The organism is Ruegeria sp. K7 (assembly GCF_056531785.1).
On record NZ_JBQFMJ010000009.1, the window covers coordinates 104,253 to 130,356 of the forward strand.

The window sequence follows — 26,104 nt, forward strand, 5'->3', positions numbered from 1 at the left end:
ATTGGCTGGCATTTCCTTGTTTTGTTTAAAGTGGTTCCTCCGCAATCAGGATACCGTCTTCATCGCAGTAGATGTAACTTCCGGGCTCGAAGAGCACGCTGCCAAAGGCAACCGGAACGTCTATTGCGCCGATCCCTGTCTTGGCGGACCGAACCGGAGTTACGCCCAGCGCTTTGATGCCAAGGTCGAGCTGCGCCAGACGCTTGCTGTCGCGGACAGCACCATTGATGACGATCCCGGCCCACCCGTTGGCGATCAACCTCTCCGCCATCATGTCCCCCAACATAGCTGTTCGGAGTGACCCACCGCCATCAACTACGATGACACCGCCATTTCCCTGTAAAGTAAAGAGTTTCTCTTGAATCAGACGGGTATCTTCCGCTGTCACAGCAGTATGAATACGCCCCGAAAAGCTGCGTTTTGCACCGTAATCGTTGAACCGTTGCAGTACAGGGCGCACCTTGTCCGGATGGGCATCACTCAGATCCGTCGTAGGTCGGCTGGTCTGGAAACTGGTCAATGCGCTTCCTCCATCAATTCGGATGGGTAAAGGACGGCCCCTTCCATAATTCGCCTCTGTGTGCGGAAAGTACCGGCCGATATTGCCTCGGGTCCCGACGGGCCTGGCCGGACATCCGCGATGGTTGGCAAGTCACCCGATGGGTTTCCAATGCGTAATTCCTGACCCTCAGGTTGCGCGATCCTTTGCACCAGACTGCCCGGTATCTGGGCTGCAACGGCGGTGCACATGGCCCCCGTCAGTGTAATCGCGCGATGAAAGTTGCCCATCGACACGAGCCGCACATTGATGTCATGGCTGTCCTTTTTGTGAAGGCTGCCATCCAGCGCCGTGAACTCAGCGGGCGCACCGAGCATCGCCACTTTCGGGCTGGAGCGTTTTACGTCCTTGCGCGACGGAGCCATTCCCATTGCAACAGCACCAACAACGCGAATTTCTTCGACCAGAGCCATAAAGTCCGGATCACCATCCAGATCCTGGGGGCGTTCGGTGGCGGTTTTGTGCAGATCAGCAGCGCGGAAAAACACTACCGGATTGGCCGCGTCGATCAGTGAGACCTCCAGCGCTCCGAACCCTTCGATCTGAAGCGTATCCAGCGCATTGCCCGTCGGCAGCAGCTTGCCGGTTCCGGCCCCACCGGGTGCAAGGAAATCTATCGTCACTTTCGCCCCGGTTCCCGCCACACCGGGAATTTCAAGCGTGCCCTGTTCGACGGGCTGACCGTCCCGCACCGGAAAGCGCGCGTGATAAACGCCATTGGTATTGGTGCTGAATATGCGGACCAGCACCTCACTTTGATCCGCTGCAACCTGCACCATGCCTTCCTCAACCGCGAAAGGGCCGACGCAGGAGGACATGTTTCCGCAGGCCGAGCCGTAATCGGCGACCGGTTCGTCCACGGCGATCTGCACGAATGTATAATCCACGTCCGCATCGTCACGATCCGAAGGCTCGACGATGACCACCTTGGACAAGGACGACAACCCGCCGCCCATGCCGTTCAGCTGGCGCCCGTTGGGGTCAGGGCTTCCCAGGACATACAGGAATATGCGATCGCGCGCGGCCCGGTCCCTGGGCAGATCTGCACCGTTGAACACTACAGCCTTGGATGTACCGCCGCGATAAAACGCGGCCCGTAAACGTTCCGCCATCACGCCGCCCCCGCCAGAAATCCGCGGAACGCACGCGGCAGCAGACCGCCCTCGGCAAAGGTCGCACGCTCACCGTCATTGTACAGACGCAAATCCAGCGGCGTGGTATCCGTGCGACCATCCTTTCTGTGGATGGTCAGCTTGGCCTCGGTCAGATCATCGCTGAAGTCGATGTCAAAAGTCTCGGACCCGTCAAGTTGCAGCGTCCTGCGGTTCACGCCCTCCGGGAAACACAGCGGCGCAATCCCCATGTTTACAAGATTCGAGCGGTGGATCCGCTCAAAGCTCTCACAGATCACGGCGCGTATTCCGGCAAGCCAGGGGGCCTTTGCCGCCGTGTCCCGGGAAGAACCGCAGCCATATTCTTTGCCGCCGATCACCACCAGTTTCTGATCCCGGTCCAGATAGGTCTCAATCGCCTTGAAGACCGATGTAACCTCACCTTCGGGCTCGATCCGGGTCCACGAGCCTTCTTTGTCCGGGGTCATCTCGTTGCGCAGACGGTAGTTTGCAAAGGTCGAACGTATGACCACATCCGAACATCCACGGCGGGTCCCGAACGAGTTGAAGTCGCGTTGGGTAACACCCTTTGCCTGAAGGAACTGCCCGGCCTCAGAATCGGTGGTGATGATACCAGACGGCGATATATGGTCGGTCGTGACACTGTCGCCCAGTATGGCCAGCGGACGCAGGCCGTGCAGCGGTTCGATCCCGGCGTTCTCGGGGCGAATGCCTTTCACAAAGGGTGGAAATGAGACATAGGTCGAAGGCACCCATTCATATGTTCCGGTGCCAACCTCCATCGCGTTCCACTGGTAATTCACATCTCCGATTGCAGCGTAGTTGTCGCGAAACTCGTCAGGTGTGACATAAGTCTCGACAATCCGCGCCACCTCATCCGCCGAAGGCCACAGATCATTCAGCATCACCGGCTTGCCGTCCCGGTCCACCCCCAGGGGCTCGGTCGTAATGTCCTTATGGATCGTACCCATCAGCGCATAGGCCACGACCAGCGGCGGCGAGGCAATCATGTTGCGCGAAGCCAGCGGGTGAATGCGCCCGGCAAAGTTCCGGTTCCCGGAAAGGACCGCGATCCCTTTGACATCATTGTCCTTGATCGCCTTTTCGTGATCTGGATGCAGCGGTCCCGACATGCCGTTGCAGGTCGAACAGGAAAATGCCGCAACTTCGAACCCGAGGGCGTCCAAGGGCGCCTGCAGGCCGCTTTCCGCCAGGTATTTAGCCACGACCCGCGAACCCGGAGCCAGCGAAGTTTTGACATGTGGCTTGACAGTCAGGCCGCGCGCCACGGCGTTTCGGGCCACCAGCCCGGCTAGAACCATGTTGCGCGGGTTGGCGGTGTTGGTGCAGCTGGTGATCGCACCGATGATCACATCGCCGTCACCGATGTCGTGATCGGCATTCGGGACCGGAACCCGACGGTCCGTTTCGCCCTCAAAAGTCAGACGCTCAGCAGCGGCGGACAGGTCAATCCGCTGTTCCGGCCGGGACGGGCCCGAAACGGACCGGCCAACCTTATCGAGGTTCAATTCAATCACCTGCTCGTATTCAATGGCCGCATCCGTACCATCGACCCACAGGTTTTGCGCCTTGCAGTAGCTCTCGGCCAATGTGGCGCTTTCACTGCGGCCGGTCTGGCGCAGGTACCCAATGGTGCGCTCGTCGACCGGGCAGAACACCATAGTGGAACCATATTCCGGCGCCATGTTTGCAATGGTGGCTCGGTCGGCGACGCTTAGCGCGGAATAACCGGTGCCAAACAGCTCAACAAAGGTGTCGACCACGCCGATGGCGCGCAGTTTTTCGGCGACGACCAGGGCAATATCGGTGGCGGTGACGTCATCAGACGGGTTGCCCGTTACCTCAAGCCCGATGACGCGGGGCACATTGACCGGGGTGGTCTCACCGAACAGCAGCGCTTCGGCCTCTAGCCCCCCAATGCCCCAGCCCATGATCCCCAACGCGTTGATCATCGGCGTGTGGCTGTCAGTGCCAAGGCTGGAGTCCGGGATCAGAACATCGGGGGTCTCGTTGGATGGCAAAACAGTCTGCCCGAGATATTCCAGATTGACCTGATGGCAAATCCCACCCCCCGGCGGAATGACCCGCAGTCGGGGGAACCGTGCTTCACAGGCTTTTAGAAAAGCGAAACGCTCGCGGTTGACCTCAAACTCTCGGTCCATGTTCTTGGCCAGCGCAAACTTGTCCGCCCAATGGTTGATCGACATGGAATGGTCGATAACCAGGTCGACCGGCAGGCTCATATCAACCATGTCCGGATTTCCGCCCACCTCCTCCAGCCGGTTGCGCATGGCCATGATGTCGATCAGCGCCGGAATTCCCAGCATGTCGTGCAACAACAGCCGTGCAGGACGGAACGGTACAGCCTCGCCAGAGCGTCGGAGCACATCCAGCGCCGCAGCGCCTCCTTCGGAATGACGCGCAGCATTTTCCGCCAGAACCCTTAGAGAATAAGGAAGCTTTCGAAATTCGGGGCCCAATAGGGCGCAATAGTCCACGGCCCGAAAAGAGGTGTTGGCGATAGGTTTGTAGGTTGCGATTGTCACGGTTGCCTCCTGATTTGCCGACAAGCTAGACATTGCGGCTGGATATCAGCAAGATCGAACCGACTCCATTTCACCTGACAGAATGCTATGCCCGCGAACAGGACCGAATCCGTCGAACGTGCCATGTCCATCCTCAGTGCCTTTTCGACACAGCGCCCAATCATGTCTCTGGCAGAGTTGGCCGAAGAGACAGGCCTGCACAAGAGCACGATCCTGCGGCTGACCAACTCGATGATGATCTATGGCTTCATTCAGCGCGATAGTGACGGCATGTTCAGTGTCGGCCCCAGCGTCTGGCGGCTGGGGTTGATATTCCGGCGCGATTTCACCAAGCGCGAACACGTCGCGCCATCGCTAAAAATCCTGGCTGAGGCAACTGGGGAAACCGCCTCGTTCTATGTCCGCTCGGGCAATGAACGTATCTGTTTATACAGGGAAAATTCCCCCAACCTGCTGCGATTCCATGTTGAGGAAGGTATGCGCCTGCAATTGTCCACTGGGGCCTCCGGGCTGGTCTTGAGGCATTTCTCGGGCGAGGATGTCGGTGACCTGGCCAAGTTCAACAAGAACGGCACGGTCAGTTCAGTCGGTCAGACAAATCCCAACATCTCCTCTGTCGCGACCCCTGTTTTTGATGCAAACGGCGATCTCATCGGCGCCCTGACAGTGTCCGGTCTGGCCAACAGGTTCGATACCGAGGCGCGGGCAAATACGGTCCCGCTGCTGGAAAGTCTTGCGCGCAGTCTGACCACACGCTGACGGCACTGTTTCATCTGACAGAACGCAATTCACAGCAACTTGCCTCGTACCGCAGGCTTCGCTAGGCAGGCAGGCAGACCATTGAACCGGAGAGCGCGCCGATGATGAACCATGAGATCAACAAAGCATTCCGTGAACGCCTGAACACGGGCAAAGCCGTTCTGATGCCCGGCGCAGCCAATGCTCTTGCGGCACGCGTGATCGACCAGTTGGGGTTTGAGGCCGTCTATATCTCGGGTGCGGGGCTGACCAACACCTATCTGGGCATGCCCGATCTGGGCTTCATCTCGCTGCCCGAGATCGCCCAGCACACATCGGCCATCCGCAACAGCACCGAACTGCCCATTGTGGTTGATGCGGATACCGGCTTCGGCAATGCCCTGAACGTCCACCATACCGTGCGCACGCTGGAACGCGCCGGCGCCAGCGCCATTCAACTTGAGGATCAGGTTAATCCCAAACGCTGCGGTCATTTCTCCGGCAAGGATGTGGTCGATCTGACAGAGGCGCGCAGCCGTATCAAGGCCGCAGCAGACGCCCGCCACGACCCAAACTTCCTTATTGTCGCGCGCACCGATGCCTGTGCGACCCAAGGGTTCGACGCCGCCATTGAACGCGCGGAAGCCTTCATCGAAGACGGGGCTGACATCACATTTATCGAGGCACCGCGCAGCCTTGACGATATTCGCAGCATTCCCAAGCGGCTTGCAGGCACGCCACAGCTGATCAATCTGGTTGTAGGCGGCAAAACTCCAATCATCGAATTCTCTGGTCTGGACGAAATGGGGTTTGGCCTGGTCCTATATGCCAATGTCGCGTTGCAGGGCGCACTGAAGGGCATGAACGACGCGCTGTCGATGCTTCAGGCCAACGGCCGCATGGACGAAAGCGGACCCGTCGCCAGTTTCGAAATCCGTCAGAACGCAGTTCAGAAAGCACATTACGACGAGATGGAGATGCGCTACTCGGAATAAACCGCAAAAGCGGCCTGCCGTTTCTGATCGGCGCTTTGACCCGGTGCGTTACCAATCGTGCGAAAGGCTGCATCCGGACAAAAATAGTCAAACCAGCACCACCAAGCCCGGCCTTATTCTTCCCAGACGTCTGCGACGGAACCACCGTCGGCGCGACCGAAGCGGCTTATCAGAAACTCTGACAGTTTTTCCAATCCCTCCCGCAGCACATCGGGGTCATTGGCAAAACCGATACGGACATAGCCTTCCATGTCAAAGGCGTCACCCGGGGTCAGCATCACTCCGGTTGTCTGCACCAAGTCGACACAGAATTCGCGTGAGCTGATCGGTATGTTGAGTTTCAACATCGCGGTTGTCCCGGCGCGGGGTTTGACCCAATCAACGCGCGGCTGCGTGGCAATCCATGCGTCCAGCACAGCAAGATTCCCCCGCGTGATCCGGTGACTGCGGGCCAGAACCTTATGCTGGTTCTCCAATGCGATGGCAGCAAAGTGATCGTTGATCATACCGACCGAGATCGTATCGAAATCACGGTGGATCAGGATCTGCTCGGTCACCTCTTTCGGGGCCACCACCCAACCGACGCGCAACCCGGCCAGCGAAAACGCTTTCGATGTACTCGCCGTGCTGATCCCCTTTTCGTAGATGTCAACAATTGAAGGCGACATGCCGTCGCCCTCCTGCCCGGTGCCGCGATAGACTTCGTCACACAGGACATATGCGCCGACAGAACGGGCAATCTCGGCAATGTCCTGCAACATTGGCCGTTCGATCAGCGCACCCGTCGGATTGTTGGGGTTTGTCAGGGCAATCAGTCTGGTTTCCGGTGTCACCAGTTCACGTAACCGGTCCAGATCAGGCAGGAATGCGTCTTCCGCGCGCAGTGGCAGAATCTGAACATCGGCTCCGATACTGGCGGGGATCGAATAGTGTTGCTGATAGGTCGGCACAATCGAAACCACCCGGTCCCCGCGCGAAACCACTGCCTTATGCACCAGCATATTGGCCGCAATCGTGCCGTGGGTAATGGTGATATCTTCGACGTTCCGATCGTCATAGAGATCTGAAATGGCCTGACGCAGGCGGATTGACCCTTCGATCGCACCGTAGGTCATTTTCATTGGCAACAGTTCGGACAAGTCGTTTTGATTAAGTCCGGACAGTTGCAACAGCTGATCGATCGTGATGCTGGCCACGCAGGTTTCGGCAAGATTGTAGGTACAGCGGGTTTCCCACTCATTCATCCAAATTTCGACTTTGAACGGTTCGATGAACATGTGCGCTCTCCTCAGGCTGAAGTCTGGTCAAAAAAGGCTTTTGCCACAGCGATGTCCTCCAGCCCCAACCCGACGGAGCGGAAGAAGACCGGAGTTCCTGCAATAGGTCGCTGGCATCTGCCGGTACAGAGTTCCGCAAGATCGCCAAGGATCGCGGTCTTGCTCCAGTTGTGTCGTTCCACCGCAATCAGCATCTCGCCGGCTGTATCAGGGGTTGTTTCCCGGTAGTCGCAATAGACCTGCGCGGATGCCAAAAAGGTCGGATCAACTTCATGCGCGCGGGCAACATTGGTGCTGATCGAAGTCACCAGCGCATAGACCGCTACATCTTCCGTGGAAATGACCGGACTACCCGATGACGTGCACAGCATGACAACATCGGCCTGTGCAATAGCCTGCCTGGAACTCGTGGCCAACTTGGCGTCAGGGCACAGCATTTTCCATGTCGCCTGAATATCCGCGTTTTCACCCAAACCGGGCGAGTAGATGCGCACCTCTGCCCAGTCGCGCAGACCGGCCACATGGCGCATGTGCGCCTGTGCGACCTGACCTGTTCCGATGATGGCCAGCGTCAGCGGGCGGCCGGTCGGAGCCAGCTCATCCACCGCCAATGCGGTCGTGGCGGCCGTGCGCTCGGTGGTCAGCACGCCTGCGTCGATCAACGCCAATGGCCGACCATCTTCGATGGACATCAGAACAGTCCAGGCGGTGATGATGGGTCCATTGGCGCGCGGCAGGTAAGGCGACAACTTGGCCCCGAACACACCGGCCCCCTCGAGCGCACCGAGATAGGTTATGAAATCGCCACCCCCCGGAAACTCGGTCACGGTCTGCGGTGGTTGTACCGCACGCTGTTCACCAAGCTCGGTGAACAGCGTGCGTATCGCTTGGACCACATCCAGCTTGCCCAAGTGTTCTGAAACCGTTGTATTATCAAGGACAATCGGCGGGTTCGGCATATTGATACTCCTTTGCGGAGTTCGGTATCAGCAACATTATGGTAAAACCATCGTCCCAAGGGATGAGACAACGGTAGGAAGAAGGCCGGATTTGCAGTTAAAGGAGTTCAGCCAATCCATTTCTGAAGTGATCGACGGGCATGCAAAAAGCGATGCCCTGATCCGGGCCGTCGAATACCTATTTCCGTGCGAGGCGGCATTTGCAGTGCTCAACCGACCCTCAGGGCCTCCGGTTTATCTGGCGGATAGCTACCCAAATCCAGCGTCCAAGGCCGCGGTTCAGCTGTATGTCTCCAGAACCTACCTGCTCAACCCGGTGCACAATGCGATCCGGGCAGGTATCGCCGCAGGGGTATACCGGATGGCCGATCTCGCACCGGATAACTGGGTCGCGACAACGCCGGATGTCATCTCGGATGAGAGCGAAGAGATCAAATTCAGGACGCCCGGCTGGCCCTTCGGTCTGCAGGAAGTTTCAGTCCTGGTCGACATGCCCCAGAGGATCATGGGTGAGGTAAGCCTGGCCCGCAAAGCCACGCCTGACGGTATCCCTCAGCAGGATTTGGAAGTTTTGCGATCCGTCCTGCCATTGATCCGGCTGGCGTTTCTACGGCTGTCCAGAGAGCAGACGCAAGCGTCGGGTCGTCCATCACCTTCACCGGAGTCTTTTGGGCGTGACGTTCTGACCGCGCGAGAGGCTGAAGTTGTCCAGATGATCCTGAAAGGCCATTCAAGTCTTTCGATCAGCAAGACACTGAGCATAGCGATGCCGACCGTGAAATCACATCGTCGAAATGCGTATGCAAAGCTTGGGATCAGCACTCAATCTCAGCTATTTCACGCCTTCGTCGATGGCTTGAACCTCGGGTTCAACGAATGAAGGCCATTGGCATTCAGGTGCCATCACAGCGTCAGTTATTGCACCGAAAATTCCGGGTTTGACGCGGATCCCGGTACTGAATTTTTGCGAGACGGATCAAAGGATGATCGACGACTTGAGACACGGTGCAGCCGCTTCCCTTGGCATTCTAAACTCGAACGTGAGGTTCGAATGCTTGCCTTTTGTCACTCAGATTTTGGAACCAAGCCATTTGTGAATTAATTCTCAAAACGAACTTCGACCTGAATGATCTCAGGGTACCCTATTCGGATGGCGCGTCGCGTTTCAGTCACGCCGGACTGGTCAATCAGAGTAATTTAGCCGACACACACGAAAATACACTGCAGAGTGGTTCAGTTTTCCAACATTCTTTGAAAGGTTGGCTGCATAAGACCACGATCTGTTTTTGCCCGCATTTGACGAAATACAGGATTCAGAGAACCGAGTCGAATTGATCTTTAATTAAACAGCCACTCACCCACCGGCGCCTATTCCGTTGACGGCCAACGCATTTCACCAGAACCAAGGCGGTGAACTTTTTCGAAGAACGGCAGACGCAATCGAACGCCTCATGCCTTGTGGTCTGGACAAGGCGGTTTGATTGATAAATCAGTCGCAGGCAGCGGTGACGATCATCTCGACCTTCAGAACATCGCGCGCCAGTTTGGCTTCGCCGCACGCGCGGGCCGGAGCGTGGCCCGCCGGCACCCAGGCATCCCAGACTTTGTTCATCTCGGCAAAGTCTGCCATGTCCGCCAGCCAGATCGTGCATTGTAGAACTCGCGTCTTGTCACTGCCCGCTTTGGCCAGCAGATCCTCGACCTTGGCCAGGATATCGCGGGTCTGATCCGCCACAGTGGCCGCATCCGAAGTCTGCCCACACAGATAGGCAACACCATTGTGCTTGACGATCTTGCTCATGCGTTGGCCGGTTTCGATACGGGTGATTGTCATGTCGGATCTCTCCATCAAGGGACCTTGCGGTCAAATCGGTCAATGCGGAAGGGCGATAGATTGAAACGGCCTGCTCCGCCAGTCATCAAATCCGCCACAACCTGCCCTACAGCAGAAGCCATCTGAAATCCATGCGTTGAAATCCCGAAAGCGTGAAAGGCGCGCGGCCGATCCGATGACCGGCAGGTTGTCAGGCATGCAGGTCTCCAACCCGGCTCACCTTCGTTGCCTGCCAAATCTCTGTCGGCGCTTTCGGCAACGGCCACAACTGACATCAGGAGTGTCTGTTATTGTCTCCCATAGGCTAGCGCGCTTTCGTTTTCCTTTGATCGCGAAACAGGTCAGGTGATCGCGCCACCGCTACCTTTCTTCTTCTTTTTGCCACCCCGGCGAGATGTGATGTGAATTTTGACCCCAGCATCCTTCAAAGCCGCGGCAAAAGGTTCGGGCGGTGCAGCATCGGTCACCAGATCGGTGACCTGGTCAAACCGACAGGCCACATTGGCCGCTCTCTCTCCGAACTTCGTGTGATCCACCGCAACGATCATGCGCCGGGTGTTGTTATGCAACGCGCGCGTCAGTTCAGCCTCCAGCGGGTTTAGCGCAAGAACCCCTCCGGAAAGCGACAGGGCATCCGCGCCACATATTACCGCGTCATAGCTGTACTGGCAGGCAAGCTGCTCGGCGGCACGACCGAAACTGCCGCGTTCGGATCGAATGACCTCTCCCCCGGCCAGAACCGCACGGGTTCCGTTGTGATCAGCCAGCGATGCGACAACCGACAGCGAATTGCTGACCACGGTCAAATTTTTCCGGTCGCGCAATTGCTCGGCGACATGCGTCATGGTTGACCCCACCGTAAGGAACAGCACCATGCCGTCCTCGACAATCTGACTGACTTTTTTCGCGATAAGCGTCTTTTCTTCCGCGTTGAGTTCCAGCGCCCCGGAAAACATTGGTGTATCCTGCGCACGCGACAGAAAGGTCCCGCCGTGCACCCTTTCAACCATGTTTTTCTTTGCCAGGCCCTTGACCAGTCGGCGAACGGTTTCTTCCGATACGTCCATGACCTGCGCAATCTGTGTATTGCGTGCCGAGCCTCCCAGCCGCGCCAGCACATCAAGCAGCTCTCGGCCGCGGTGGGGGATGTTTTCGCTGTCGTCAGCCATCATCAAATTTCACCATAGTTTAGCCTAAAGTTCCACGTCGCAGGCAATTGTTCTGTGACAATTTCCGCCTTTTGGGTCGGGCACCCTCATTTTCCAACAAATTCGTTCACTGGGCCGGGCTTTGTTCTTTAGCTTCAAGTCGAGTGTCAGCTTGACCGCCCTTTGGTTCGGCTCTGTTTCGTTGTTACGCGCCTATTGATCCGAAACAAACGTGCGGGGTCCGATTCAGATCACAACGCGGCTTTGAAGAGGTTTGTGAGATTGATGGCGTTTCCGCCGGGGCTGTCGTTGAGGTCCTGCAAAAGGCGCGGAAGCCGCCATCGACCGGTGCCGTCATCCATCGGCCTCTGTGTCCGCATCCTTTTCCATCCGCGGCATTTCTTCGATCAGGCGCGTTTCAAGCAATTGCCCGTTCCGATACAGGATCGGATAAGCCACGGCTGCGATGTGACTGTTGAACTCCCGGAACGCGCGCAATGTCTCCAGATGGATGTCGCTGGTCTCAAAGCTTTCCGTGCTGCCATGCTGCAAACGTCTGAGGTGGCGTTTGCGACTGTCACGCTCAGCCCGCTTGATCTCGGTTTTTTCAAGGCTCAACAGGCGGGCGCTTTCCAGATCGTCCGAGATCAACACATTTGAGGCCAATTTCAGATTGGCCAGGATGCCTTCGTGCATTTCGACCAGTTCCGACCATCCCTCTTTCGAGAATGAGGCCCCCTTTTTGCGCATGTCGGCGGCCAGAACAGTCAACCGCTTGGCAACCACATCGCCGGCGGTTTCCAGACGGATTGCGTATTCCATCAGATCCCGGGCCACCTTGGCGTTTTGCCTGCCGAACTCTTCGGCTGAAATGGCGGCCACGTATTTCCGGATACCCGACAGGCAGTCGTTCACGTCTTCATCCACCAGCCGAACAGCACGTATCTGCTCCTTGTCACCGCTGCGGTACAACTCCAGCGACGGCCTGAACATCGACTCGACCAGATCGCTCATCCGCAACAGCTCGCGCTTGAGACTGGAAAGCGCCTGACTGGGGCTGCCGCTATTGCGCATATCCAGCGCGCTGGTCGGACGGCCCGGCTGGACCATTGCCTCGGCTGATTTCGGTTCCGGAAAAAGCCGCTCGAACGGAGCACGCAAACGTCCGCAGAACGGCAAAGCCAACACCAGCAACGAGGCGTTGAACGCCAGATGCGCATTGACCAGCATCTGCCCGCCTTGCAGATCCCCCAAAACACCCGCACGCAAAGCCGCAGTAGCTGCAAACAGGGTGACCACGGCCCAACTGCCACGCAACGCGAGATTGGCGAACGGAATGCGCCTAGCTGGCAATTCCATCCCTCGCGTCAGCCAAACCGGTATGAAGGCCGAGCCGAAATTGGCCCCCAACACCAGCGACAGTCCGGCGGCAAACGGAATTGCGCCAATCTGAACCAGTGTCACACACATCAGGATCGCCGCGACCGATGAATGCATGACAAAGGCCAGCGCTCCGCCGACCAAGAATGCGGTTATGTAATCTCGGGCCAGATATTCTGCGACGGCGGGCAGAAAAGCACTGTCCCGGATCGGATCCATCGCCTCGCGCAGAAAGCGCAATGAGATCAGAATGAACGCAACACCCATCAGGATGCGACCCAGTTGCCGGGGCTTTTTGGACTCGGTCTTGACGAAGAGATACCCGCCAATCGCCAGCAGCAGCGGCACCAGCCAGTCCAACTTGAAGGACAGGACCTGGATAATGAGCGCAGACCCAAGATCGGCCCCCAGAACAATCGCGAGACCGGTTGGAAAAACCAGAAAACCACCAGCTGCAAAACCGGATGTCAGCAATGCGACCGCGGCCGAACTTTGCAGGACCACCGCCATTGCGAGACCGACCATTGATGCCTGCACATAACTGCGCTGGCCCGTCATGACCCGCTGGAAAGAGGCTCCGTAGCTGCGCTCGATCCCGGTGCGCACCATTCGCACCGCATAAAGCAGCAACATCGTGGCTCCGGCCAGACTGATGAGGAAGCTTACAATCGCCATGATCCTATCCGTTCACCATTTCCAGCATTTCCGCATGCAGCTCGGGCGTCGCCGCCGAAATCACACAACCATCCGAATTCAGGTCGAGTGGTTTGCCATCCCATTCCGTCATCACCCCACCTGCGGCCTCGATCACGGCCAGCACCGGCAGAAAATCATAAGGTTGCAGATCATAGTCTATCACTGCGTCCACATGCCCCGCCGCAAGAAGCGCGTGCGGGTAGCAGTCATAGGCAAACCGTCTGGTCTGACCGGACTGCATCAGCTTGGCGAATAACGCCGGATGATCACGATAGATCTTATCCCCTTCATTCACAAACAGGATGGACTGATCCAACCGCGTCTGGTTCGAAGTTGCGATCTCCTTGCCGTTCATTGTCGCGCCCTGACCGGATACACCAATGAAAACCTCATCTATCGCAGGCATGCCGATCACTCCGATATCCGGCTTACCATCGATCAGATGCCCAAGCAGAAAGCCAAAAAGCGGATGCCCCGAAAGGAAAGACCGGGTGCCGTCGATCGGATCGATTATCCAGACTTCGCGGCGGTTCTGCCCTTCAAACCCATGTTCTTCTCCAAAGATGCCGTGATCCGGAAAGTGTTGTTCCAGGTAGGCCCGAACCTGCGCCTCGACACCCTTGTCGGCCTGCGTCACCGGGCTCTCGTCGGACTTGAACTCAACACCAAGTCTGCCGCGAAAGTACCCCCGTGCCGCCTTGTTGGCCAATTCGGCAATCTTCACCGCGTGTGACACCAATTCGGCCGTTTCGAACGTTTGAGAGTTCTTTGGATTCAGCATCCGTTTCTGTCCTGTTTACTTTTGGAGTCTTGGCTCAGTGAAACAACAACTGCGAAAGAACCCGCCGAAGGTCCCATCCCACGCTACTTGGAACGTTTTTCACTACCGGACCCGCAGTCTTTTCCCGATTGCTGAAAGGGTCCTGTTGTTCGACGCACCATCTTGTGCCACGCACAACGCCAGACCCTTCGAAGAAACCATGGCTTTGCAGTGATCCGGGCAAACAAACCCTCCGCTCCCGAAGGTTATGACTATAGCGTATTTGCGGCATCAAAATCCCACATTTCGCGATCAATCCCCACAATAAACCCACAAATTCTCTCCAACACAAGTGAATAGTACTGTTTTTGTTTGTTTTCCGGACAACTGTGTGGGTGTTTGGGGATTTCACAGGCCTCTTTCCAACCGGCTGAAACAGCTTGCGTAGAAAATGGGGTGTAAACAACGCCCGCACCGTCGGCCACACCGATACGTCGCAAGCTCCACGCTTCTTTGACGCGTAAGATCCGGCGCTCTTTTCACCCGAAGCCGATCCCCATATTGGCCGGGTCGGACAACTCATTACCGAAAGCGAACGGTATAACAACGCTTCACAGGCCGTGACCGCGCAGATTACGTCGAAAGTGGGCCTACGAGCTGGCGCTAGTTTTACTTTTCAGAGCTCGAATTTGCCGATCTTCTGGCGCCCACGCGCCGGCAGCACGATCTGGGAACAGAGTTGGCCGATAGCGGCATGAAACTCGACCACCCGACCTGCATGTCAAACAGACCTTTTGCTGGTCTCTTCATTGATCATTTCGAGGATCTTGTTTCGCTGGATTTTTCCGGATGGCCCCTTTGGCAGGTCCTGCAAAACATGAACTTCATCGGGCGACTTGAAATGGCCCAGTTGAGCATTGCAAAGCCTGGACAATTCCAGTGGCGTCAAAGAGGAGCCTTCGCGAATTTTCACCGCCGCCTCGACAGTCTCACCATAACTGGCACAAGGTCGGGCGAAGGCGGCGGCTTCGACGACATCGGGATGAGAATAAAGCACCTCGTCAATCTCGCGCGGCGCAATGTTTTCGCCCCCTTTGATGATAAGTTCCTTCAGTCTGCCGGTGACATAGACGTAGCCATCCTCATCCATACGGGCGAGGTCTCCGGTCCGCAGCCAGCCATCGGATGTAAATGTGCCTGCGGTTGCGTCAGGGTTCTGGAGATATTCCAGCATGACATTCGGACCGCGTATGACCAGTTCACCCTCCGCTCCGCGTGGAACGGGCCGGAGGTTCTTGTCAAAGATATCCGCCTCATTTCCAAAGGGGATGCCCGGTGATCCGATTTTGCGAATGCCGGGCGGCAACGGATTGGACAGTATCTGCGCGGCGGTTTCCGTAAGCCCCATGGTCTCGACAATCGGGATTTCGAAACGGTTTTCAAACGCACGCTGCACGTCCGGCGCCAAAGCGGAAGATGCAGAACGGCCAAAACGCACACGATGGCGGGTCGGCGCATCCGGTTTTGTATCGGAATGCAGCAGGTGGGAAATGATGGTCGGAACCACCGAAAACCATGTCGCCTCGGCCTTCCCAAGGTTTTCCCAGAACCGGCTGGCGGAAAATCGTTCACACATGGCCAATGATCCGCCAGAGACAAGCGTTCCCATAACCGTCACGCACAGGCCGTTGATGTGGTAGATTGGCAGAACGCAAAACCCGCGATCAGCTTCGGACAGCTCATGTGCAACCACCGTGGTCCAGCCGCCCGCCAACAGGCTGGAATGGGTGTGAACGACGCCTTTTGGGCGCCCTGTTGTTCCGGACGTGTACATCAACAGCGCATGATCGCCTGGCGAAAGGTCGTGCAGGTCAACATTGACATTTTTCGCATCTGAAATTCTCAACGCGGTAATTTTCGCTGGGTCGGCCATACGTTCAAACAAATCCACCTGTTCGGGGTGCACAAAACCATAGCGCGCACCGCTGTGGTCCAGCGCATAGGCCACCGCGCTGTCCCCCGCGACGAGGTTTATCATCGTCGCCCGGAACCCGCCGTAAAGGACGCCGAAAAGGACCTCCAGCGCTTCGCGGCAATTGGGATAAAGGATGGCGACGCTCTCTCCTTTTTCGACACCTAACCCGGTCAACATGACCGCAATTCTTTGCGCTGTTTCGCGCAGCTCGGGCCAGCTCAGGTCGCTTGCGCCATCCGGAAAAACGAAACCGGTTCCGCCCTCGGCTGCCCGTTTGTCCAGCCAGTCACGGAGGGTTCCTTTGGGCGGGTCGATCATTGCCCGGCCTCCGACCAGTACTTTCCGAAAATCTCTCCCAGCGCGGGCTCCCGCGGCGGAGTTTCACGCACGACTTTGGTGGTCTGGATGAAATGCCGCCAATGCAGGTTTGTGTCGATGGAGTTTCCCCCCCAACTGCCACAGCCCATCGACAGGGAAAAAGGCATCCCGTTGGTAAAGCTACCGCCGGTGGCAAAGGTATGCGCCTGGTTTACGATAACACGACAGGTCGGCAGATCCCGACCCAACCCGATCGCGCGCGCGTCGTCCTTTGTATGAATTCCAACCGAATGCCCTGCCCCCTGATGTGCCAGAATGCGGGCGGTGATTGTCCGGGCCTCTTCGAAGTCTGCCGCGCGATAGAGCGCCAGAACCCGGCTGAGCTTTTCTCCGGACAGGGGATGATCCGGGCCGATCCCGTCAGTCTCAACCGCCAAATATCGGGTTCCCTCGGGCACCTTGCCCGCCATGCCCAGCGCTTCAAGCATCCTTTCCGCGTCCTGCGCGATGACCGAACGGTTGAGATGACCATCGGGCCAGAGCCGGGCGATGATATCACCTGCTTTGGAAGAACGGACCAGGGCACCACCCTCGGCGGCCATCGCCGCAACGAAAGCGTCGTAGACCGCATCCACCACGACCACAGCATTCTCGGACGAACAGGAGGTCGCGTTGTCGAAACACTTCGAAGCGGCAATCTTTGCCGCTGCGGCCTGCAGATCGGCCGTCTCGTCGACAATAACCGTGACATTGCCAGCCCCAACAGCCACCGCCGGCGTGCCGCAGGATTGTGCGCGATGAACATTGTTTTGGCTGCCGGTGCAGATCACCCGGTCAACAGCCTCCATCAACCGTTGTGTCTTGGCCTTTGACCCGGGCGCAGGCAGCATCTGCACCAGATCGCGATTAAGCCCAAGCTTGTCGAATTCGGCATGTATGTAGCCAAGCAGCAATTCACAGGACGCAACACCTTTGGGGGACGGCGCGACCACGATGGCATTGCCGCCCTTGAGTGCATTGATGATGTTGTTGGCCGGCGTCGCGGCAGGGTTGGTCGACGGCACAACCGCACCAATCACGCCGATGGCGCGCGCGATCTCGGTGATACCTGTTGCCGGATCATCGCTGATAATCCCGTGCGTATTGGCGTCGGCTATATCGCGCAGTAACCCGAGCGTCTTGCGGTGGTTCTTGGTGATCTTGTCGGGCACGTTACCCAGGCCGGTGGTTTCCACGGCCAGTTCGGCAAGGGCCCGGTTGCGTTCCGGTTCCATGATGGCCCATCCCGCTGCAAGTGCCGCTTTGTCATATAGCGCCTGACTACCACTGGCTTCGAAAGCAGACTGAGCGGCACGCGCCCGTTCGACGATCCGGTCCACTTCGGCAATTTCGGGGGCAATCCCGTCCTGAGCGTTCATCTTGGTCCTCGATAGATTGACCGGGGCGGACCTGTTCCGCCCCGTTTTAGAATGTCCGGGTCAGAGACCGGCCAGCAGTTCGTTCAGTGTTTGTTGACGCTGGCCCCACATCTCGATCACCTCGTCACGGGTCATGATGTGCATGGGCGACCCGCCGGCCTCCATCTTCTTGGCGACACGCGAATTGGCAAACATCTCAGGTACTGTCGCGGCCAGCTTTTCAATCACTTCGGGCGGTGTTCCTTTTGGCACCATCACACCCCGGAAATTGACCGACGAGTTGTCCACGTCCAGCCCCTGTTCCATCATCGTTGGAACATCCGGCAGGAACGCGTTGCGTTCAAGATCGGCGACACCCAGAATTTTGACATTGCCCGCTTCCTGCGCGCGGAATGCGTCGGACAGGTTGTTGATGCCGCCCATGACCTCACCGGCAATCACGGCCTTCATGGCCGCCGCACCGCCACCCTTGGTCGGGATATAGGCCATCTTGGTTCCGGCTGCCTTGTCGATTTGCAGCGCCGCGATGTGGTGGCCCACAAACAATCCGGCACCGGATACCGTCAGCTTGCCCGGGTTTTCCTTGGCATAGGCAATGACATCCTGCATCGAGTTGAACGGGCTGTCGGCGCCCACGACAAATACCGCCGGATCCGCACCCCAGTTCGCGATAGGTTCGAAACTGTCGGTCGAATATTCCACGCCACCCTTGATCGACTGGGCGATGAAATGCGGAACATTGTAGGCCGCCAGCGTATAGCCGTCTGCATCCGCCTGCGTGGCGAACCAGTTCCAGCCCACGCGGCCACCCGCGCCGGGCTTGTTGATGATGGCGATGGGCATTCCCAGCGCGTCCTCGTTTCCGGCGGTCATGGTCACGATCCGCGCCTGAAAGTCTGTCGCGCCGCCAGCCCCGTAGCTGACCATCATCATGATCGGCCGCTCAGGATAGTCCTCGGCCGCCGCCGCACCCGTCAGGCTCATGAGGGCCAAAGCCGCCCCGGCAATCAATCGTTTCATTTTGCGTTTCCTCCCTGATTTGGTTCTTCCGCTGTTTGCGCGGTCAGAACAGAATTTCCCTTGGCGTGTAGACGTTCAGAAGCATGGAAAAGAGGCCGTACATCACCGCCACGAAGACGCCCGTGATGATCCCGCGCCGGATCCAGCTTTTGACGTCCGAATGCGGCGCCGGGTCATAGATCGACAGCAGGATGAAGAAGGCGATTGTCGTCGCGGTGTAAAAGCCCAGCGACTTGGCCGCCCAGAACACGTAGATCAGCGTCACGATCAAACCCGGCAGCATGTTGACAAACATGGTGCGCGTGACACCGTTGCCAACCTTGGACAATCCCATGACTGCCTTGCCAAACGTCCATCCGGCCAGAACCACAAAAACGGTTGCGATCAGACGCGGGAACAGGAACGCCTCGGCCGGTTGCTGGGTGTAGCTGACCCAGGTCACCCAAAGGCCGACCGCAAAGACAAGACCTGATCCGAATACATGCTGCGAACGGTTCATGCCTGTGCCTCCTCTTTGGTGGTGTAGCGACGGTGGCGCAGCTCCATCCAAACCGAATAGCCGACCGAGGCCAGCACAATGGCGATCAGGAACAGGTTCAACCCGCCACTCAGGAAGTATGCTGCCTTGCCCACGGTGGCGTCAGCAATCATTCCGCCCTGAATGAAGTTGGCTTCGGCGATGGGTCCCAGGATCAGGCCCAAGACCAGTGGCGCGGCGGAAAAACCGAACCGTTCCAGAAAGAACATGCCTATCCCCAGGCAAGCCATGACATAGACGTCACCCATCGAACCCTGAACCGAGTATGCTCCGAAAACGGACAGCGCCAGGACGATTGCAGCCATCACCGATTGCGGCACCTGCGCGACACGGGCTGCAAGACCGGCAACGTAAAGGCCAAAGATGCACATCAGCACCTGCCCGATCAGCATCGAGTTGATGAAGGTCCATGCCACGTCCGGGTGGTTGTCGAACAGGTCCGACCCCGGGAAGATGCCGTGGATCAGCAATCCGCCCAGCAGAACCGCAGCGGTGGGGCTTCCGGGGATCGAAAGGGTCAGCAGCGGCACCAGAGACGGGCCGACCATGGCATTGTTGGCGGATTCCGCGGCAATGACGCCCTCGGAATGACCGGTGCCGAACTTGTCTTTTTCGGATGAGAACTTCTTGGTCTGGTCATAGGCCACAAGGCCCGCGATCTGCCCACCGACACCCGGGATCAGGCCGATGATCGAACCTGTCAGGGTTCCGATGCTCAGGGCCCGCGTGCGGCTGAACAGCTCCCGGAAGGCGGCCATAATCGAATGGCGCTGTACCTCGATGACCTCGGCTCCGGCGTTGTGGCGCCCTTTGGCGAACATCGTCAGAACCTGCGGGATTGCGAAAAGTCCGATCAGGGCGGCAATGATGTTGATACCTCCGCCCAAGGCGGGATGAAAAATGAACCGCTGCGCGCCCATGATGTCGTCGAAGCCGATGGTCGCCAGCCACAGCCCGATGCAACCCGACAGCAACCCTTTGACAACCGACGCGGAATCCAGCGTTCCGATCACCGTCACACCCAGAATGGCCAGCCAGAACAGGTGCGACGGACCAAAGGCCAGCGCCCATTTCGCCAGAACCGGGGTCAGGAAGATCAGAAGCAAAACGCCAAAAATGCCACCCACGGCCGAGGCTAGAAAGGACAATTGCAGCGCCCGCGCTCCCTGTCCCTGTTTCGCCATGGTGTGCCCGTCCAGCGTTGTGGCGATATTGGCAGGCGCTCCGGGGATTTTCAGCAAAATGGCGCTGACCGCGCCGCCCGCAACGGTCGAGGTATAGGCAGCGCCCAGCAGGATCAGGCCCTGCGCGGCCTCAAGCTGGAAGGTGAACGGGATCAGCAACGCAACCGCCATCGTGGGTGACAGGCCCGGCGTCGCCCCAAGGATCAACCCGCCGATCGTGCCACCCAAAAGCAACAGGAACGAGAGCGGCGTGAACACATCTCCGAAGTAGTAAATGAATTCCATTCAGGGCCTCCCAACCCGTCGGTTCACACTTTTACTTTTGTTGACAAATCAGGTTAGGCGATGAAAATAGTATTGCAAATGTTTTCATAAAATCGACTATGCGAGAGGGTTTTATGGCTAAATTTCAAAAAGATAAGGTGGATATCGTGGCCGTTGCAAAGGCCGCAAAAGTTTCACCGTCGACCGTTTCCCGCACTTTCAACCACCCCAATCTGGTCAACCCTGCGACTCGGAAAAAGATCAACCGGGCCGTTCAGCGATTGGGCTACATCCGCAACCGCGCGGCTCAAACGATGCATGGAAAACGGTCGGGCACGATCGGCCTGGTGGTGCCAACAATCAATCACGCCATTTTTGCCGAAGTCATTCAGGCTTTTTCGGATTCAATCGACAAGGCCGGCTTCAGTCTCTTGCTGGCGTCGCACGGGTATGACCTGGATCGGGAATACGCCATGGTTCGCAAGCTGCTGGAACATCGCGTCGACGGCGTGGCACTGGTTGGGTTGGAACATTCCGATGCCACCGCCCGACTGATCGAACAGCAGAAAATCCCGGCGCTTGCGATCTGGAACTATTCCGAGGATTCCGCCCTTCCCTGTGTTGGGGCAGACAATCGACTGGCAGGACGTCTTGCGACCGAGCACCTGCTGGCCTTGGGGCACCGGGACATTGGATTGATCTTCCCCAAAACGACCGGCAATGACCGTGCGCAAAACCGGCTGTCCGCCGTGCATGATGCACTTGAGGAAATGGGTGTATCCATCCCGAGCGAGCATGAGTCGGAAGCTCCGTACAGTGTGTCTCAGGCCAAACAGGCCGCCCTGACGCTTTTGACGGAACATTCTCGTCCCACGGCCCTGCTTTGCGGAAATGACGTCATCGCGCAGGGCGCTTTGTTTGCGGCCCAGAGCCTAGGTTTGAAGGTTCCTGATGACCTCTCGATCATCGGTATCGGGGATTTCAAGGGATCCGCAGATGTCGAACCGGGGCTCACCACCATTCGAATCCCCGCCGAAACCATCGGCAAGCTCGCCGGTGAAAGGTTCACCGACTACATAACCTCGGATGAACCAGAGCCTTTCAGACTCTGCTGTGAACTGGAATGCATTGTCAGGGGAACAACTGCCAGCACTCGTTTTTCCCGAACTGTTTGAATGGTTCTTGCCCAGTAAGACAAGACGACCGCGTGATCCCAGGCGGGCCTTGCTCAATCTGCCTTCGGCATGGGCAAGCAGCCTGTCAATCCCGCAGGCAGCACCATCCAGGCCCCCGACCGATACAATAGTGGCACGAAGCCATCCTGCTCGGACGTGAGTGTAACGCTGACAACTGAAGCTGAGATCATCGATATTTCGTTCGGAAGGGACTGCAGAAACCCGTCGGTCGGGAACAAGACGACATAGGCCGGGGCCTCGTCCGTCAACAGGGCCGTCACCAGCATGATGACCAGCCAGCCGATCAGCATTGAAGGTAATGCAATCAGGACAGACCTAGTAGTCATGGATATGCTCCAGCTTCTGCTCTCCTATATCTAATGCACGGATCCGGTCGGCCAATTCGGAAACTTTCACCACCATCAGATGCCGGTAATCGCCAGACCCTTGCCGTAAACGACTGTAGATAGCACCGTCCATGTCCGGATCACCGGACAGGACTGTGAACAGGATGTCGTCATTCCCTGCGATCTCCATAAAATCCACTCCCTCACGCGCCCAGCGTTGCAGCAGAAGGGTCAACGCGCGGTATCGGGGAGTTTCCACTTCGATCCCCTGCGGATGCTCCGCCAGAACATGAACACCCTCCTCTGCGTCCAGCAGGGAACGGTCCGCTGTTTGAACAATCATCCGCAGGGTCGGTTCATCCTGGCCCGTCTGCGCCACCGCATAGGCGATCACATCCGCATAGGCGGCCTTGACCCCGTATTCGATCCCCAGGGCGATCCGCCGCTCACGGTCCCGCAAATTGTCCGTGGCCTGTTCGTTCAAATCAGCCCGATCCTCGCGAAACCGCCATTTGTACCACGGAACCTGCTGCAAAAACCTGGCATAGCCAGCGGCTTGACTGGCCGAGAGATCATCCAAAGGCGCCCGTGTCTGTCCGCGCAGCGCCGCGAAAACCCGGCCAAAGGTTTCCTCATAGGCGGCTTTAAGCAGCAATTCGGCAGTAAAACTGACCCCGATCACATAGACCATTTGCTTGGTCGCGCCATCAACCGCGCCATGGGAACTTGCAGCAGCACTCAGCGCGCAAAGCGAAGACCAGAACCCTCCGACAGCGCGAAAATATCCGTACTCATGCGGATCACCGGATTGGATGACCGTGGCGTAATCCTCGTAAGCATGAACGATGTGCCATTCCGGATAGGTCATCAGGGTCCGGGTTTCGGGTCGGTGAAAGGCGGGATCGATCAGCGCCTCATAGGCGGCAGGCTGGCCCGACCCCCGGCACATGATTTCCACATAGGCAATCGGCGACAGCAATCCCGCAACGCAGATCACCACCACCAGAAACAGCCATTTGCAGTATCGCCACAGCCGCCTCACCCGTGCTCGGCTCCGCCGCGAAACCCGGCCCAGACGCCGATTCCGCCCAATGCCAGATGCGGCAGGTTCGCAAGGAACCGCGGCAGCGACCAATCGGTGCCCAGCGATGCGTTGGTGAATATTCCAAGATCAAGGAACCCGTAGCCGGTGAAGATGCCGAATATCCCATCCCCCAGATAGGCCAGCCCGAACAGGATCAGAAATGTCCGCGCCGCCCGATGTGAAAGTAGCCCCGCGATCAGCGCCCACAGGGCCGAAGCCACATGCAGTGCATCGTCGTAGATATCCAGCGCAAAGATGCCAAAAACCAGCCCATCGTCATCCGTCAGGCCCGGGATATAGTTCAGCGACGCCGCGATCATGAGCGCCACGAAATACCCCAAACACAGTTTTTGCAGATTGCTCATAGCTGCCCCAGATACTGATCCCAAAGATTGTTGCGCAGCACCAGATCGGGGTCCAGTTCCCGCTTTGCTTTCGCAAATTCCTCTGCCCGTGGGTAGGCGCCACTCAACTGACCGATTGTGGCGTGCGGGCGGTAAGGCAGGTAATAGGCCCCACCGATCTTGACGATCCGGTCAATCAGCGCGCGGGTCATGCGCGCCATATCCGCCTCGCCGCGTTGGGTCAGCTCCTGACTGAAAGACATGACGGCAGCAATCCGCGGTACACGGGCAAAGGACAGCACGGACTGATCGTCCTGCGCCACATACCGAAGGGTCACGTTCAGGAACTCCTGATACGAGGCCGGGATCACCTCGCGGCAGGCCTCGACAAAGCTGTCGAAAGCGTCAAACCCGACGAAATGCTCGTGCAAAATGTCCGTCCGGTCGGGGTTGCGATCATCCAGTGTCACCACCGGTTCATTGATCAGCGAGTTGCGCGTCACCTCACCTGACCCCAGAGCCGGGCCAACTTTGGTTTCATTCCACCAGCGGAAGGATTTGAATATCTCATTGCCAAGCTGGGCGCGATAAATCCGGCTGGCCGCATGGGCCATCCATCCGGAACCGGAGGCCGCCGGCAGATCGTCTTGATCTTCTGTCTCGCGATATGTGATCAGCAGCGCCTTTTGAAAGAACGACTCGCGTTCCACATTCAGCCGCCCATAGGCCATTGTCACTGTCGGATCCATGATTGCCGCCTTGAAACGGTCGGCAAATTCGCCGGTTTCCATCACCTCAAATGCCGGAGACAGCCGGGCATTCCTGACCATCTCGATCTCCATGTCCACGATGACTCCGATAAGGCCGTATCCCCCCATCGCAAGGTTGAACAGGTCGGTGTTTTCGGTTGGTGAACAGGTCACCAGATCGCCGGACGGCAACACCATCCGCAGGGAACGCACAGTGGATCCCATCGGTCCGAACGGCACCGGCCAACCATGCGCATTGACCGAATAGGTCGCAGCGAGGCCGAAGTCATTGTTGGATTGCATCACTTTGGGCGACCATCCCTGGGGGTCGAGCGCCGCAATGACATCCGACCACCGCGCGCCCGCATGGGCCCGATAGCTTTGATTGGCCGTGTCCAGTTCGATACGCGCATTGTCAAAAGTCATGGCCGTACCATCACGCGGGATCGCTTGCCCTCCCATGGAATGACGCGCCGCGCCGACGTTCAGGGGCCGTCCTTCCGCACGCGCCTGTGACATTTCTCGCCGGATCACCGCAACCAGTTCCTGATCGCCCTCTGAAATCCGCAGATGCTTTTGGATCGGCGTCGCCGACAGACCGCTTGCATCGTTCAGGTAGTTCTCCCCGGTCGGCGCAACGATGCGGTTTGCACCGGCATAGGTGGGCAACTCCGCCCGAAACAGGCCTGCCAATCCCCATCCCGCCAAACCACCGGCACCGACCAGCGCGGCGCGGCGTGTAAAATTCTTCATTATGTCTTCCTCCCACAGTCGGTGCGGAAACCCAAAACAATACTGAAATCAGCTGAGCTAATACCGTGTTTTGGAGGAGTTATCTCACAAAGTCATGGCCGCAGGGAAGGCACCGCAGAGAAATGAAACCAAGTGGCAATTTCCGTGTGCGAAATGCCTGGAAGGAAACACGCCATTCCGCCCGATGACAGGAAGCTCTGCATCGGTCTCTCGCGTTTTCGAACCCGCCGGTGGCAGCTTTCTGCGCGGATATTCAGACCGCCTTGAAACCAGTGATCAAAGCCGACCGACGAACATCACGACAGCTTGATGCAAGTGACGAAAAATACCCGCTCTGCTTGGTTCAGGCGTCGAAGTTCCAGATGTCGCGCTGAACCTTCCAGCCGTCGTTGCCTTTCTGGAAGTAGAGAATGTACTTCCCTGAGAGGTCCTGCCCTCCCATCGAGCCCGTCAACGTTCCCATGGTAACGGCAAAGTCTCCGCTGACATGCGCCCCGGTCGGGTTGGCCACGACGTTGCTTAGACCTCCGTCAATTGCGGCCTGCCAATACTCGCGGATCGCGGAGTGACCCGACATGGTCGGTGCGCCCGGCGGCATGATCGCGCCGTCTTCGGCATAGGGTGCGGTTGCCTTGCCGGCATCCTTTGCGTTGATCCCTTCAATGATTGCCGCATCGAGCGCTTTAACGGTGTCCAGAACTGACATCTTCTCCTCCCGAGTTTTCCCGCAGATGATCACAGACTACCACAGTTGCCCGAGTCGCTTCACATCTGCGATGCCAGGACCGGGTAAGCCCCGGGAAAAGCGGAAGGCGACGAAGGCCAATCGGCTCAGCTTAGGTCGCTTTGCCTGAGGTCCTCCATCGCCCGATTGGCGGCGGCAAACAAG

General features: G+C 57.8%; 24 protein-coding genes. 4 read left to right on the plus strand and 20 right to left on the minus strand.

Going from position 1 to position 26,104, the window contains the following annotated elements:
- Window positions 1-25 precede the first annotated feature (25 nt).
- From rraA to acnA, 3 genes are read right to left on the minus strand one after another with little or no spacing between them, the layout of a single operon-like run.
- Window positions 26-520, minus strand: coding sequence for a ribonuclease E activity regulator RraA (rraA, locus tag ACR0FE_RS15200; RefSeq protein WP_170806777.1), 495 nt, complete (start codon window positions 518-520; stop codon window positions 26-28).
- Window positions 517-1,671 carry a PrpF domain-containing protein gene (locus tag ACR0FE_RS15205; protein WP_480913654.1) on the minus strand — a complete coding sequence of 385 codons (1,155 nt, stop codon included), beginning with the start codon at window positions 1,669-1,671 and terminating at the stop codon, window positions 517-519. The genes rraA and ACR0FE_RS15205 overlap by 4 nt, the downstream gene beginning before the upstream one ends.
- Window positions 1,671-4,259, minus strand: a complete 2,589-nt coding sequence (acnA, locus tag ACR0FE_RS15210) for an aconitate hydratase AcnA (protein ID WP_480913656.1) — start codon at window positions 4,257-4,259, stop codon at window positions 1,671-1,673. The genes ACR0FE_RS15205 and acnA overlap by 1 nt, the downstream gene beginning before the upstream one ends.
- An 87-nt stretch (window positions 4,260-4,346) precedes the next feature.
- Between acnA and ACR0FE_RS15215 the strand changes: the two genes are divergently transcribed.
- Both ACR0FE_RS15215 and ACR0FE_RS15220 read left to right on the plus strand, forming a co-directional pair.
- On the plus strand, window positions 4,347-5,018 hold the full coding sequence (locus ACR0FE_RS15215) for an IclR family transcriptional regulator (RefSeq protein ID WP_170611612.1): 672 nt from the start codon (window positions 4,347-4,349) through the stop codon (window positions 5,016-5,018).
- Between the two features lie 101 nt (window positions 5,019-5,119).
- Complete coding sequence (locus tag ACR0FE_RS15220; protein WP_170611610.1) at window positions 5,120-5,992, plus strand: isocitrate lyase/phosphoenolpyruvate mutase family protein; 873 nt, start codon at window positions 5,120-5,122, stop codon at window positions 5,990-5,992.
- Between the two features lie 113 nt (window positions 5,993-6,105).
- On the opposite strand, the gene ACR0FE_RS15225 is transcribed toward ACR0FE_RS15220, so the two are convergent.
- Window positions 6,106-7,269, minus strand: a complete 1,164-nt coding sequence (locus ACR0FE_RS15225; RefSeq protein WP_480913659.1) for an aminotransferase — start codon at window positions 7,267-7,269, stop codon at window positions 6,106-6,108.
- A gap of 11 nt (window positions 7,270-7,280) precedes the next feature.
- A complete protein-coding gene (locus tag ACR0FE_RS15230) occupies window positions 7,281-8,228 on the minus strand; it encodes an ornithine cyclodeaminase family protein (protein WP_480913661.1) in 948 nt (315 codons plus the stop codon).
- Window positions 8,229-8,319: 91 nt separating this feature from the next.
- On the opposite strand from ACR0FE_RS15230, the gene ACR0FE_RS15235 reads away from it, so the two are divergent.
- Window positions 8,320-9,108: a helix-turn-helix transcriptional regulator gene (locus tag ACR0FE_RS15235; RefSeq protein ID WP_480913662.1), complete on the plus strand. Its 789-nt coding sequence runs from the start codon at window positions 8,320-8,322 to the stop codon at window positions 9,106-9,108.
- Window positions 9,109-9,717: 609 nt separating this feature from the next.
- Here the strand turns inward: ACR0FE_RS15235 and ACR0FE_RS15240 are convergent.
- The 10 genes from ACR0FE_RS15240 to ACR0FE_RS15285 all read right to left on the minus strand — a co-directional run bounded on the left by ACR0FE_RS15240 (window position 9,718) and on the right by ACR0FE_RS15285 (window position 20,784).
- Window positions 9,718-10,062, minus strand: a complete 345-nt coding sequence (locus ACR0FE_RS15240; protein WP_480492165.1) for a RidA family protein — start codon at window positions 10,060-10,062, stop codon at window positions 9,718-9,720.
- Between the two features lie 341 nt (window positions 10,063-10,403).
- The gene (locus tag ACR0FE_RS15245; protein WP_480441482.1) at window positions 10,404-11,234 is read right to left on the minus strand and encodes a DeoR/GlpR family DNA-binding transcription regulator; all 831 of its coding nucleotides are present in this window, start codon (window positions 11,232-11,234) and stop codon (window positions 10,404-10,406) included.
- A gap of 330 nt (window positions 11,235-11,564) precedes the next feature.
- A complete protein-coding gene (locus ACR0FE_RS15250; protein WP_170806787.1) occupies window positions 11,565-13,265 on the minus strand; it encodes a Na/Pi cotransporter family protein in 1,701 nt (566 codons plus the stop codon).
- Window positions 13,266-13,269: 4 nt separating this feature from the next.
- Window positions 13,270-14,067 (minus strand): inositol monophosphatase family protein, encoded by a 798-nt coding sequence (locus tag ACR0FE_RS15255; protein ID WP_480913665.1) that lies wholly within the window; start codon window positions 14,065-14,067, stop codon window positions 13,270-13,272.
- Between the two features lie 251 nt (window positions 14,068-14,318).
- On the minus strand, window positions 14,319-14,531 hold the full coding sequence (locus ACR0FE_RS15260) for a hypothetical protein (protein WP_170817108.1): 213 nt from the start codon (window positions 14,529-14,531) through the stop codon (window positions 14,319-14,321).
- 296 nt (window positions 14,532-14,827) lie between these two features.
- The gene (locus tag ACR0FE_RS15265; protein WP_480913666.1) at window positions 14,828-16,339 is read right to left on the minus strand and encodes a class I adenylate-forming enzyme family protein; all 1,512 of its coding nucleotides are present in this window, start codon (window positions 16,337-16,339) and stop codon (window positions 14,828-14,830) included.
- Window positions 16,336-17,757, minus strand: a complete 1,422-nt coding sequence (gene sauS, locus ACR0FE_RS15270; protein WP_170611590.1) for an acylating sulfoacetaldehyde dehydrogenase — start codon at window positions 17,755-17,757, stop codon at window positions 16,336-16,338. Before sauS ends, ACR0FE_RS15265 begins: the two co-directional genes overlap by 4 nt.
- 60 nt (window positions 17,758-17,817) lie before the next feature.
- Window positions 17,818-18,777, minus strand: a complete 960-nt coding sequence (locus ACR0FE_RS15275) for a Bug family tripartite tricarboxylate transporter substrate binding protein (RefSeq protein WP_152459978.1) — start codon at window positions 18,775-18,777, stop codon at window positions 17,818-17,820.
- A 43-nt stretch (window positions 18,778-18,820) separates the two neighbouring features.
- Window positions 18,821-19,276: a tripartite tricarboxylate transporter TctB family protein gene (locus tag ACR0FE_RS15280; RefSeq protein ID WP_170679178.1), complete on the minus strand. Its 456-nt coding sequence runs from the start codon at window positions 19,274-19,276 to the stop codon at window positions 18,821-18,823.
- Entirely contained in the window at window positions 19,273-20,784 is a 1,512-nt protein-coding gene (locus ACR0FE_RS15285; RefSeq protein ID WP_480913669.1) for a tripartite tricarboxylate transporter permease, read from the minus strand. The genes ACR0FE_RS15280 and ACR0FE_RS15285 overlap by 4 nt, the downstream gene beginning before the upstream one ends.
- A 113-nt stretch (window positions 20,785-20,897) precedes the next feature.
- On the opposite strand from ACR0FE_RS15285, the gene ACR0FE_RS15290 reads away from it, so the two are divergent.
- A complete protein-coding gene (locus ACR0FE_RS15290) occupies window positions 20,898-21,938 on the plus strand; it encodes a LacI family DNA-binding transcriptional regulator (RefSeq protein WP_480812785.1) in 1,041 nt (346 codons plus the stop codon).
- A gap of 53 nt (window positions 21,939-21,991) precedes the next feature.
- Here the strand turns inward: ACR0FE_RS15290 and ACR0FE_RS15295 are convergent, their stop codons facing one another.
- The 5 genes from ACR0FE_RS15295 to ACR0FE_RS15315 all read right to left on the minus strand — a co-directional run bounded on the left by ACR0FE_RS15295 (window position 21,992) and on the right by ACR0FE_RS15315 (window position 25,921).
- Window positions 21,992-22,285, minus strand: coding sequence for a hypothetical protein (locus ACR0FE_RS15295; RefSeq protein ID WP_170611585.1), 294 nt, complete (start codon window positions 22,283-22,285; stop codon window positions 21,992-21,994).
- Window positions 22,275-23,327 (minus strand): hypothetical protein, encoded by a 1,053-nt coding sequence (locus tag ACR0FE_RS15300; protein ID WP_480913671.1) that lies wholly within the window; start codon window positions 23,325-23,327, stop codon window positions 22,275-22,277. The genes ACR0FE_RS15295 and ACR0FE_RS15300 overlap by 11 nt, the downstream gene beginning before the upstream one ends.
- Complete coding sequence (locus ACR0FE_RS15305) at window positions 23,324-23,734, minus strand: DUF4383 domain-containing protein (protein ID WP_170806796.1); 411 nt, start codon at window positions 23,732-23,734, stop codon at window positions 23,324-23,326. The genes ACR0FE_RS15300 and ACR0FE_RS15305 overlap by 4 nt, the downstream gene beginning before the upstream one ends.
- A complete protein-coding gene (locus ACR0FE_RS15310) occupies window positions 23,731-25,215 on the minus strand; it encodes an FAD-binding oxidoreductase (RefSeq protein ID WP_480913673.1) in 1,485 nt (494 codons plus the stop codon). The genes ACR0FE_RS15305 and ACR0FE_RS15310 overlap by 4 nt, the downstream gene beginning before the upstream one ends.
- 343 nt (window positions 25,216-25,558) lie before the next feature.
- Window positions 25,559-25,921: a YybH family protein gene (locus ACR0FE_RS15315; protein ID WP_480492158.1), complete on the minus strand. Its 363-nt coding sequence runs from the start codon at window positions 25,919-25,921 to the stop codon at window positions 25,559-25,561.
- Window positions 25,922-26,104 lie beyond the last annotated feature (183 nt).